Consider the following 1,107-nt stretch of genomic DNA (forward strand, 5'->3'; position numbering starts at 1 on the left):
GGGGATCTCGATGCCGATCGCGCGCTTGCCCGGGATGGGGCTGAGGATCCGCACGTCCGAGGAGGCCACCGCGTACGCGATGTTCTTCTCCAGCGCCGTCACCTTCTCCACCTTGGTGCCGGGGGCGACCTCGACCTCGTAGCGCGTCACCGTCGGCCCGCGGGAGAACCCGGTGACCTGGGCGTCCACCTTGAACTCGGTGAACGTGGTGGTCAGCGCGGCGACGACCCGGTCGTTGGCCTCGGAGCGCTCCTTCGGCTGGGGCCCGGCCGGGAGCAGGGCCGACTGCGGCAGCGTGTAGGACACGTCCCCGCCCAGCTCGGACTGGGTGCCGCGGGCCGGCTCGGCGGTCACCGGCGGCACCGGCGCGGGGGTGCTGGCGGGCACGGCGGAGGACGACGACGGTGCGGCGGCCCCGGAGCCCTGACGTGGGGCGTCGTCCAGGGCGAACGGGGTGTCCTCCCCCGCGTCCTCCTCCGGGGCTGCGGCGGCCGGGGCGGCGGCCTCGCGCTGGGCGCGGGCGTGCTCGCGGACCTGCTCGAGGGCACGGTCCGCGGCCGTGGGCCGGCGCACTCCGGCGGGCGGCTGCGGCTCGGCGTCCGCGTCCTCGGGCGCGTCGTCCTCGTCCACCCACGGGTCGAAGTCGTCCGAGGCGTCCCGGCCCGCGTCCCGCGCGTCCGCGGCGGCCTGCTCGGAGTCGAACACGCCCTGCTCCCCGCGAGCGGCTCGCCGGGGGGCGGGCCGGGGCAGGACCTGGGTGGTCTCCGCCTCGGGGGCGGCGTGGGAGCCGACCTCGGCCTCGTGGATCACCGGGGAGTCGTAGGCGGTGCTGGCGGTGTGCTCCGGGGCGGCGTCGGCGGCCTGCTCCTCGCGTGCCCGGCGCCCGCCGAACAGGCGCGCGAACAGGCCGGGGCGGGAGGCCCCGGCGGCGTGGGCGCCGGCGGCCGGGCCGTCCAGGTAGGACTGGTCGTGGTCCGGGTGGGTGCGCCCGGTCTCCGCGTCCACGGAGAGCGGGGCGGCGAGGTCCTCGGCCTCGCGGCGCTCCTCACGGGCCCGGCGCCGCTCGGCACGGCGGGCGGCCCGCTGTTCGGAGGCGCCCTCGGGGTC

The 1,107-nt window shown here is 78.6% G+C and carries 1 protein-coding gene; it reads right to left on the reverse strand.

Features of this window, described 5'->3' with window-relative positions; genetic code table 11:
* Nucleotides 1-1,107, reverse strand: a 1,107-nt coding sequence (locus ACFWJO_RS38035; RefSeq protein WP_386872719.1) for a DNA translocase FtsK, incomplete at both ends; no start/stop codon positions are given.

Source organism: Streptomyces sp. NPDC127092 (genome assembly GCF_042722475.1).
Taxonomy (GTDB): Bacteria; Actinomycetota; Actinomycetes; order Streptomycetales; family Streptomycetaceae; genus Streptomyces.